The following is a 5,291-nucleotide window of genomic DNA, read 5'->3' on the forward strand; positions in this document are numbered from 1 at the left end:
AGAACATCAAATAGGCCTGCGCCACGCGTAGCATCAGCCCTTGTTGCTGGGCGGCGTAGGCAGCATCAAGTTGACGCGCTTGCATTTCGCTAATATCAAGGTTGATCCAGCTATCACGCTTGAACACTTGCTGACTTAAGCTGATATCGGCGGAAGTGGTGTTCATATCACGCTGATCGTTGCTGTCATTACGTGTGATCGAATAGCCCGCATTTAAGCCAATCTGTGGCAACAAGGTTCCGCGGGTGGCGTCCACGGCGGAAAACGCAGCATCGCGCTCGGCGGCCGCTTGATTAAGCGTGGGATCGCTTTGCTTCGCTTGTTGGTAAATTTGGGCGAGATCATCGGCAAGGGCGGCACTGCTTACGCTGCCCAGTGCCAAGCCTAACGCTAGAGGGAGCAATTTTTTCATAGATAGAATCCCTGAACCTGTGCTGTTTGGTAAAATATAACAGTCACTAGCTTAACGCAATTATGCTTGCGTGAAACTGACAATTTGTGAGGACATTGAGTGTAAACTATCCAATTTGCAAATGGGACTTAAAAATAGTTGTAACTTTTATCAAAAAAGTTAAGTTTAAGGTTTGCAGTTGATCTAGGCCAGTGATAACACTGCCTCGCGACAGCCAATCAGAAGGAGCTAGCATGTCAGATCATCCGCCTGGACAATTTGGTCGCGATGATATCGTCATTGAAGATATCTCACCGCTTTACCAAGCTTCTTTCTTATTCAACTGCTATCAGTTTCGTTCATCGCCTATTTGAAGGTGGTTGGAGCCGTACTGTGGTACGTGAATTGTTTGAGCGGGGTCACGCGGTCGCGGTTCTACCTTATGACCCAGTACGGGATGAGGTTGTGATGCTCGAGCAAGTCCGCGTCGGGGCAATGGCAGCAGGCGCGACGCCGTGGCAATTAGAAATTGTGGCGGGCATGATAGATAGCGACGAATCGCCCGAGCAAGTGGCACATCGTGAAGCCCGAGAAGAAGCAGGGTTGTTGTTACACCAAATGGAGCATGTCACCCGTTACTTATCCAGCTCCGGTGGGTGCTCTGAGCAGCTAGATGTTTTTATCGCGATTGTTGATGCCAGTGACGCCGAAGGTATCCATGGCTTAGACAGTGAGAATGAAGACATTCTTGTTCATCGTTTTTCCCGAGAGCAGGCGTATCAAAGGTGGTTGATGGTGAAATTGAAAACGCTGCCTCAATCATCGCTCTACAATGGTTGGAACTCAATGCAGCGAGATTACGTCAGAGCTGTAACCGTTAAGAGCGAAAATCGTTAAACAGGATTTTTGCAAAAGCAATGAGCTGTCAAGACGATGATCGTTAAAATCGATAACTGCCATTGTGATTATTGCGCAGACTCGAACAACAAGTAGGTAACCGTGAAAACCAATTATCGTGTCGACTTATCGGCGATGATGCGCCTTTATGAAACCAATTACGCTAAGCTTGTCCGTCTGATGCCGCAGCCGGACGAGGTAGGAGACGTGTGCCGATACGATATTCATGGTCAGGAATATGCGCTGGTGGTCCGCGAGTCGACACGTTATACCACCTTGCTTGATATCGCACAGTTGAGTCTAGGGGATGCACCGGCTTATTTACGTGCTAACCTGACGGTACGCTTGTATCACGATGCACGCGTGGCGGAAGTGTGTACCGCGCAGCAGATTTCGCGTTTGAAACCACGTTATGATTACCCGAATCCGCGCATGCATCAGCGCGATGAAAAGCACCAGGTGAATGCATTTTTATCGGATTGGCTTGGCCATTGCCTGCGTCGCGGTATCAGCGCATCTAATCCTATGTATAAATCATCGTTAAACTAAACCAGCAAAGGTACTTTCAACGTTGCAGCCTTGTCAGATAGATAACGCCCACGGCGATTGCATTCGTCTCTTGCAAATTACCGACACGCACCTGTTCGCGGATGAGCAGGGCAGTTTGCTGGGTATCAATACACTTCAAAGCTATCACGCCGTGTTAGAAGCGATCAGTGCGACATCGAAGACCTTTGATGCCATTATGGCAACAGGAGACTTGTCGCAAGATCACTCGGCATTGTCGTATCGCCGCTTTGTTGAGGGGATTCAGCGCTGGGAGCAGCCTTGTTTTTGGCTGCCAGGCAATCATGACTTTCAGCCAGAAATGCGCGCGGTGCTGCAATCGAATACTTTGATGGCCTGTTCGCAGGTCCTGTTAGGTGAGCATTGGCAAATGATTTTGCTCGATAGCCAAGTGGCGGGTGTGCCGCATGGCGAACTGTCTCAAGAACAACTCAAACGTTTGGACACAGATTTAAGTGCCTACCCAGAACGGCATGCGGTGGTGCTATTGCATCATCATCCTCTAGAGGCAGGAAGCACCTGGCTTGATCAGCACAAATTGGTTAACCGAGAGGCGTTTTGGCAGATTATGGCACGTCATCCTCAAGCCAAAGTGGTGGTATGTGGCCATATACATCAGGCGTTAGATGTTCGTCACCAAGGTGCGCGGGTCATGGCGGCGCCTTCAACCTGCATCCAGTTTATGCCCGACTCGCATGACTTTGCCCTCGATAATCAAAACCCGGGCTGGCGCTGGCTAACACTTTATTCGGATGGACACATTGACACCCAAGTCGAACGTGTCACTGGGCGTTATTTCCACCCCGACTTTGACTCGAGCGGGTATTAATGACGATGGCATCAGCGTTACTTTACTTACATGGCTTTAATAGCTCGCCTGACTCATTGAAAGCGAGGCAAATGCGTGAGTACTGTCATCGACACCGACCTGACATTGAGGTGTTAGTACCGCAATTGCCAAGCCACCCAGCGCCGACCATTCATCTGCTTACTGAATTGGTCGATACTTATGGTGCGACCCATCAGTTAGGTTTAGTCGGGAGTTCTCTAGGCGGTTTTCTCGCCACGTGGTTAAGTGAACGCTATCAGCTGCCTGCCGTCTTGGTAAACCCAGCAGTTCGTCCTTATGAACTACTACAAGACTATATCGGTGAACAGGTTAACCCCTATACCCAAGAGCGCTACTGCCTAGATGCCGCTGATATTGGTGCACTGCGTGAGCTGGATGTGCCCTCACTGTCTGAGCCGGCTCGCATTTGGTTGTTACAACAGATGGGCGATGAAGTGCTGGACTATCGTCAAGCGGTTGATAAATTTAGCGCGAGCAAACAAACCGTTGAGCCAATGGCGATCATAGCTTTGTTGGCTTTGAGCGCTACTGTGCGGAGATACTTCAATTTCTCGGCGTATAATTCGCCGCCATGCCAATGCTTATCCGCCAAAAAGCTTTTGCCAAGCGGATGCCTACGTCGACAATCATCACGGATGGCAGTTCACAGAAACTCGTGGCAATCTGGGGCCGCGCTTGACAAGCGGATCCCCCTTGCTGACCATGTCATCACATTTATTAAGCTAATCGATTATGACAGAACAAAACTATAACGCAGGATCGATAGAAGTCCTCAATGGGCTCGAGCCAGTGCGCCGACGCCCAGGTATGTACACCGATACCAGCCGCCCGAACCATTTAGGGCAAGAAGTGATCGACAACAGTGTGGATGAAGCGCTGGCCGGTCACGCCAGTAAAATCGATGTCATTCTCCATGCCGACCAATCATTAGAAGTGATCGACGATGGGCGGGGCATGCCTGTTGATATTCATCCAGAAGAGGGCGTCTCTGGGGTCGAGCTGATCTTATGCAAACTGCACGCTGGGGGAAGTTTTCTAACAAAAGCTACCAGTTCAGTGGAGGGCTGCATGGGGTCGGGATCTCTGTGGTCAATGCCCTGTCTCACCGGGTTGAGGTCAGCGTTAAACGTGAGGGTCAGATCTATGACATTGCGTTTGAAAATGGCGACAAAGTGCAAGATTTGACCGTCACGGGGACATGTGGTCGTCGCAATCGAGGTACGCGCGTTCATTTCTGGCCCGATAGCCAGTTTTTTGATTCTGATAAATTTTCCCTCACGCGTTTGAAAACCATTTTAAAAGCCAAGGCCGTGTTGTGCCCGGGCTTGACAGTGAACCTGACGGATAAAAACACCAATGAGACGATCACTTGGTGCTATCAAGATGGATTGAAAGATTACCTCGCTGATAGCGTTAAAGGGTTTGAATGTCTCCCCGAGTCACCGTTTGTCGGTGAGTTTCGTGGCCAAAGTGAAGCGGCTGATTGGGCGGTGATTTGGCTCCCAGAAGGGGGAGAGCTGACCACTGAAAGCTATGTGAACTTGATTCCAACCGCACAGGGCGGTACCCACGTTAATGGCTTGCGCCAAGGCATGCTTGAAGCGACGCGCGAATTTTGTGAATTCCGTAACCTCTTACCACGTGGCGTCAAACTGACGGCGGATGATATTTGGGAACGTTGTGCTTATGTGTTATCGGTGAAAATCCAAGATCCGCAATTTGCTGGCCAAACTAAAGAGCGCTTGTCATCGCGCCAATGTGCTGCTTTTGTCTCTGGAGTGGTCAAAGATGCGTTTAGCCTTTGGCTTAATGAACGACCGCACTTGGCCGAGCGCTTGGCAGAAGTTTGTATCGCGAGTGCCCATCGTCGGATGCGTGCCGCGAAAAAAGTGGTGCGTAAAAAAGTAGCGTCTGGCCCTGCGTTGCCCGGTAAGTTGACAGACTGTGCGATGCAAGATTCCAGTCGTACCGAGCTATTTTTGGTCGAGGGGGATTCTGCGGGCGGATCCGCCAAACAAGCGCGAGATCGCGAGTTTCAAGCAGTGATGCCGCTCCGTGGTAAAATTCTTAATACGTGGGAAGTCTCTGCGGACCAAGTGCTGGCCTCGCAAGAAGTGCACGATATTTCTGTGGCGCTGGGGATCGACCCCGACTCGGAGGACTTATCCAGCCTTCGCTACGATAAAATTTGCATATTAGCGGATGCGGATTCAGACGGTCTACATATTGCGACTTTGCTGTGCGCGTTATTTATGCAACATTTCAGATCGTTAGTCTTCTCCGGACATGTCTATGTTGCAATGCCGCCTTTGTATCGGATTGATTGCGGGAAAGAGGTCTTTTATGCCCTGGATGAGGATGAAAAGGCAGGGATCTTAGAGCGTTTAAGTAATAAACGCGGCAAGCTCAATGTGCAACGCTTTAAAGGGTTGGGGGAAATGAACCCCTTACAGCTGCGCGAGACGACCATGGACCCAACACGCGCCGTCTTGTCCAGCTCACTGTCGATGACGATGAGCAAACGCAGCAGCTAATGGATATGTTACTGGGTAAAAGCGCGCGGAAGATCGTCGGCATTGGCTGCAG

4 protein-coding genes and 2 pseudogenes are annotated in these 5,291 nt (G+C 50.3%); 5 read left to right on the forward strand and 1 reads right to left on the reverse strand.

Going from position 1 to position 5,291, the window contains the following annotated elements; all coding sequences use genetic code 11:
- The coding region (locus DZ54_RS22315; RefSeq protein ID WP_037354809.1) for a TolC family protein at window positions 1-412 on the reverse strand (412 nt) is incomplete at its 3' end.
- A 233-nt stretch (window positions 413-645) separates the two neighbouring features.
- Between DZ54_RS22315 and nudF the strand changes: the two are divergent.
- From nudF to parE, 5 genes and pseudogenes are all read left to right on the forward strand, one after another.
- Window positions 646-1,272: pseudogene (gene nudF / locus DZ54_RS22320) on the forward strand (ADP-ribose diphosphatase).
- Window positions 1,273-1,390: 118 nt separating this feature from the next.
- Entirely contained in the window at window positions 1,391-1,837 is a 447-nt protein-coding gene (locus DZ54_RS0115140) for a DUF1249 family protein (RefSeq protein WP_025674974.1), read from the forward strand.
- A 22-nt stretch (window positions 1,838-1,859) separates the two neighbouring features.
- Window positions 1,860-2,684 carry a 3',5'-cyclic-AMP phosphodiesterase gene (gene cpdA, locus DZ54_RS0115145; RefSeq protein WP_025674975.1) on the forward strand — a complete coding sequence of 275 codons (825 nt, stop codon included), beginning with the start codon at window positions 1,860-1,862 and terminating at the stop codon, window positions 2,682-2,684.
- A 5-nt stretch (window positions 2,685-2,689) separates the two neighbouring features.
- Complete coding sequence (gene yqiA / locus DZ54_RS22325) at window positions 2,690-3,457, forward strand: esterase YqiA (RefSeq protein ID WP_338057075.1); 768 nt, start codon at window positions 2,690-2,692, stop codon at window positions 3,455-3,457.
- Window positions 3,438-5,291 (forward strand): annotated as a pseudogene (parE, locus tag DZ54_RS22330) (DNA topoisomerase IV subunit B); the annotation flags it as partial. The gene yqiA and the pseudogene parE, both read left to right, overlap by 20 nt.

It is taken from the genome of Salinivibrio socompensis S35 (genome assembly GCF_000513715.1).
Lineage (GTDB): Bacteria > Pseudomonadota > Gammaproteobacteria > Enterobacterales > Vibrionaceae > Salinivibrio > Salinivibrio socompensis.